At 41.9% G+C, this 4,380-nt stretch carries 5 protein-coding genes; 3 read left to right on the forward strand and 2 right to left on the reverse strand.

What is annotated here, in order from left to right:
* Nucleotides 1–227: 227 nt before the first annotated feature.
* Together AB7U21_RS10650 and AB7U21_RS10655 are read right to left on the reverse strand one after the other, a co-directional pair.
* A complete protein-coding gene (locus tag AB7U21_RS10650; protein WP_428388922.1) occupies nucleotides 228–410 on the reverse strand; it encodes an ATP-binding protein in 183 nt (60 codons plus the stop codon).
* A gap of 23 nt (nucleotides 411–433) precedes the next feature.
* On the reverse strand, nucleotides 434–1,204 hold the full coding sequence (locus AB7U21_RS10655; protein WP_428388924.1) for a potassium channel family protein: 771 nt from the start codon (nucleotides 1,202–1,204) through the stop codon (nucleotides 434–436).
* A 213-nt stretch (nucleotides 1,205–1,417) separates the two neighbouring features.
* Here AB7U21_RS10655 and AB7U21_RS10660 point away from each other — a divergent pair, with 213 nt between their 5' ends.
* The 3 genes from AB7U21_RS10660 to AB7U21_RS10670 all read left to right on the forward strand — a co-directional run bounded on the left by AB7U21_RS10660 (nucleotide 1,418) and on the right by AB7U21_RS10670 (nucleotide 4,243).
* Nucleotides 1,418–2,296, forward strand: coding sequence for a class I SAM-dependent methyltransferase (locus tag AB7U21_RS10660; protein WP_428388926.1), 879 nt, complete (start codon nucleotides 1,418–1,420; stop codon nucleotides 2,294–2,296).
* A gap of 241 nt (nucleotides 2,297–2,537) precedes the next feature.
* Complete coding sequence (locus AB7U21_RS10665; RefSeq protein ID WP_333787183.1) at nucleotides 2,538–2,660, forward strand: symporter small accessory protein; 123 nt, start codon at nucleotides 2,538–2,540, stop codon at nucleotides 2,658–2,660.
* A complete protein-coding gene (locus AB7U21_RS10670; protein WP_333787184.1) occupies nucleotides 2,660–4,243 on the forward strand; it encodes a sodium:solute symporter family protein in 1,584 nt (527 codons plus the stop codon). The genes AB7U21_RS10665 and AB7U21_RS10670 overlap by 1 nt, the downstream gene beginning before the upstream one ends.
* Nucleotides 4,244–4,380 lie beyond the last annotated feature (137 nt).

Raw genomic sequence — 4,380 nt, forward strand, 5'->3', positions numbered from 1 at the left:
GACCCCTGATTACGTAAACACAAAAATGCTGTACATGTCTGAAAAGATCAACTTTCTCTCTTTCTCATATCAGATCACAATACATCTGATCCACGACTTTTCAAGTTTTGACGCATGAGATCCAGATAGTTGGCGCATGCTTCCTGTCAAATTTTCATATAAAGCTTATATAGACATTGAAATTGGGGCAACCATAATCTGATTGTTGTGAAGGAATTGCTCCTTCTTCAGACGAACACCTTAATGGCATCGAAATCACACGAAGCCACACAATCCATGCAATACCTGCAATTTTCCTTTCTTACGACCTGGCATGATCCATCTTCGATGGCCAGTACCTGGTTCTGGCACGTACTGACACATGAACCGCAGCCTGTGCATTTATCTTTGTACACTGCTATGAATACCATGAAAATTTCTCCTTATTCAATGCTCATATTTCTTTCATGCTAGTTATCTTTTCATCAAGTTCATCTATTTTGAGTACTAGTTCATCAAACTTCTGAAGTATCAATTCATTTTCAGCGATCGTATTTTTAGTATCATCACACACATCTTTACTTACAAAATAAGAAGCAATGTTAGCTGTCAATAAGGAGGCAAATGCAATTCCAATCAACATGAGGCTGATAGCATAAATTCTCCCATAAGTAGTATGAGGGTATAGGTCGCCATATCCTACAGTAGTTACTGTTGTAATTGCCCACCATACTCCATCAAATATATCTTCATGTTCTATCTGACCAAATATTATTCCAGAAATCAAGATAAATAGAACCGTGATAAATGAGATGTGATGAAACGAGTTTTTGGTAAAGATCTCATACATAGGTATAATACCTCTTTTAAGCGGGATCAATATCCTTAAAAAGCGCAAGGCCCGGAGAAATCTCAATGTTCTTACTGAAGCAAGGTCTGGCGGTGATAATACGGGTGGTGAAACAACTATTATTAGAACATTCAACCAATTCTTCCTAGTATATTCTATCTTATTGCTATATAGACTTACTAATAAAAAATATTCTAAAAGAAAAATAAACCATATCAGATCATCGATCTTTGAAGCGAGGGACATATAGACGGGATTAGTTGTAATAATTCCAAGCTCAACTAATAAAACTGGGATAATTAACAAAGAAAGAGTTATCATCGGTTTTTCTATTTTATTTTCAATTCTCTTAGCAATTTCATCATTTGAGTTCATAAATACTCCAAGATTCTAGTGAAAATGTTACTGAGTATTGAGGCGACCATATTTTATCAATACTTATTTATATAATTTACCTATACACAAACTCACTATAATTTGACAACTATACGAAGTATCAAGACTTGTCATTCACAAAAAAATTCATATCCACATGGTCCTTCCCTCTGAAGTAACATCTTTTTATCCGAAAACAGAGTTCCAATGTTCATGGACCACGAAGCAATAGGAAAAGTTCACAATCATGCCTCTGCAGAGAACATGCAGATACTGCCTCTGTGGAAACAGGCGATAAGCGGGATCGAGATCACGGGTGTCGAAGATGATCTGTTCACTGAGGAACACTCGCATTATATAGTGATCCACGACCCTTTGAAAATAAATTTTCCGAAGAGCCGGGAAGAACTGAACAGAAGGTTCTGTGCCCAAGTCGGAGCTTCTGTTGTCAGTTACATCCGTCAGGAAGGGAACATGCATTATGTAAGGGGATTAATGGCAGAGAACGGTGCCTCTGTCTACAGCGTTTTGCCCTACACATCCTTTGACCGTATGGAAGAGGCAAAATTTCCCAAAAGCAATATGGAAGCCAGGAAAAAGCAGGCTTTCAAAGATATTCTCCCCATGCTGCATGGAAAGAACATACTTGACGTGGGATGTGGTGTTGGAACCCTTACAATAAAGATAGCCAATACAAAGCCAGATGCTTTGGTGCATGGTATCGATCTTCTTGAAAGCGTCATAGAGCAATGCAGGTTCAACTCAAAGATAGAAGGTGTGATCAATACTAAGTTCGTTGCGGCAAGTGCGTACGAGCTGCCTTTCCAGCAGGGATACTTCGATTCAATAACGTGTTTCTTTATGCTGCACCACCTTGACGATGTGCCGCGAGCCCTGCAGGATATCAAAAGGGTCCTGAAACCCGGTGGAGAAGTCTTTGCCGCGGAACCTGTCGATCACTATCATGATGTGCAGAGATATCCGGAAGACTGGAAAAAGCTCTTTCTGGATGCAGGATATGTGGTGGAAGTCTGGGAAAAAGACAAACTGTCATACATCCGTGCTACAAAAAGTGAGGAAAGGGAACAATAAAAAAGAATGATAGGAGGGGGTGGGGTAAAAACCCCAATAATAAAAACATGTGCCTTCAGGAAGATTGTTGCAGGTTGTCTTTACGACTTTATAGTATTAAAAACTAATCATTTTGTAATACTAAATCTTATTTTAAAACTTAAATTATAATAAAACCGCTTTGGAAGGTCCCGATAATCTTCGAAAGATTAAAGAATGAGCCATGCTAACAAATGGCATTATAATAAAAGGAGATATGTAGATGTTTGGAATCAATGATCCACAGATATGGCTGGCATATTTGCTCAGTGTGCTAAGTGCTCTGGGCTGCATAATATATGGACTGATGCACTGGAACGACGAAGATCCCCTGGAGGAAAGCTGATGGCAAGCAGTATAGTTCTTGGAATTGCTGTACTCATCTATCTCATGATCACCTTCTATTTAGGTTGGATGGGATACAAACAGACCAAAAGCACCGATGACTTCATGGTGGCAGGCAGGAAAGTGAATCCTTTTGTGCTGGCACTGTCCTATGGAGCAGCTTTTATCAGTACCTCGGCGATAATCGGATTCGGAGGTTATGCCGGTGCCTTCGGAATGGGGATATTATGGCTGGTCTTCATGAACATCTTTGTCGGGATATTCATCGCATTCGTTGTATTTGGCTCAAGGACCAGAAGAATGGGAGTGAACCTGAAAGCCGTTACTTTTCCCGAACTCATTGGTAAAAGGTTCCAGTCCCGCTTTATCCAGGGGTTTTCAGGCCTTTTAATAGCTCTGTTTATGCCCCTTTATGCAAGCAGTGTACTTATTGGGGGAGCCAGGTTCATGGAAACAGCTCTGGGCATTGATTACAACACCTCTGTGCTTTTACTTACAATTATAACCGCAGCTTACGTGATCACCGGTGGCCTCATAGCTGTGATGTACACAGATGCAATGCAGGGAACTCTTATGTTCGTAGGTATGGCGATCCTCATGGTATTCACCTATGTGAATCTGGGGGGGGTAACCTCAGCCCACCTGGCACTCACCAATCTCGCATCTATGGTACCTGAAGCCATGGCACAGCAGGGACATACGGGCTGGACCTCGATGCCGGCCTTTGGTTCCCCTATATGGTGGACCCTGGTCTCAACAATCGTTCTTGGAGTTGGAGTAGGAGTATTGGCCCAGCCTCAGCTGGCTGTGAGGTTCATGACCGTTAAGAATACCACCTCGCTCAAAAGAGCAGTGCTCTCCGGCGGACCTTTTATCTTCATGATGGTCGGGGTCGCATACGTAGTAGGAGCTTTGTCCAACGTGTATTTTATCAACACCAAAGGCATGCTGTCCATGGATGTGGCTGGCGGAAATATCGACAAGATCATGCCTGAGTATATAAACAGCGCTATGCCTGACATATTCGTAGTGTTCTTCATGCTGACACTTCTGGCAGCAGCCATGTCAACCCTTAGTTCACTATTCCATAATATGGGCACTGCCATAGGCCACGACCTCTACAGAGAATCCATAATGCGTGGAAAGATCGGACATACAATAAGCATAACAAAACTGGGTATTGCCATTACTATTGTCATAAGTGTCATTCTTGCCTACACTCTTCCCATAGGTATCATTGCCAGGGCAACAGCTATTTTCTTTGGTTTGACGGCTGCTGCTTTCCTGCCCATGTACGCAGGAGCCATATTCTGGAAACGCATGACAAAAGAAGGAGCGATTGCAAGCCTGCTGGTAGGCACTTTCAGCAGCCTTTTCTGGCTCACTTTCGTACATGCCAAAGAAGCTACTGCACTGGGAATAAGCCAGGCGATCTTCGGTCAGGCAACATTACTTACAGGAACATGGACATTGGTGGACCCTATACTGGTGGCTACACCGCTTTCAATTTTCTTTGCTGTAGGTGTCAGCCTTCTCACAAAACCAGCATCTGAAGAACATATTAAAAAGTGCTTTGGAAACTAAGAGAGATCTGCTCTCTTAGTTTTATTTAACTGCGCTTTCGATCTTTAGAGCGTTTTTTGACAATTGTCGAGATGCTACTTGCTGGATCTCGAACATAATCGAAAGGTTAAATAATGAGTCATGCTAACATGTGGCAT

Source organism: Methanomethylovorans sp., assembly GCF_050177135.1.
In the GTDB taxonomy this organism is placed as follows: domain Archaea; phylum Halobacteriota; class Methanosarcinia; order Methanosarcinales; family Methanosarcinaceae; genus Methanomethylovorans.

Coding starts and splice junctions, on each gene's coding strand:
- AB7U21_RS10650 (WP_428388922.1), bottom strand. CDS start 410: ATGGTATTCATAGCAGTGTACAAAGATAAATGCACAGGCTGCGGTTCA.
- AB7U21_RS10655 (WP_428388924.1), bottom strand. CDS start 1,204: ATGAACTCAAATGATGAAATTGCTAAGAGAATTGAAAATAAAATAGAA.
- AB7U21_RS10660 (WP_428388926.1), top strand. CDS start 1,418: ATGGACCACGAAGCAATAGGAAAAGTTCACAATCATGCCTCTGCAGAG.
- AB7U21_RS10665 (WP_333787183.1), top strand. CDS start 2,538: ATGTTTGGAATCAATGATCCACAGATATGGCTGGCATATTTGCTCAGT.
- AB7U21_RS10670 (WP_333787184.1), top strand. CDS start 2,660: ATGGCAAGCAGTATAGTTCTTGGAATTGCTGTACTCATCTATCTCATG.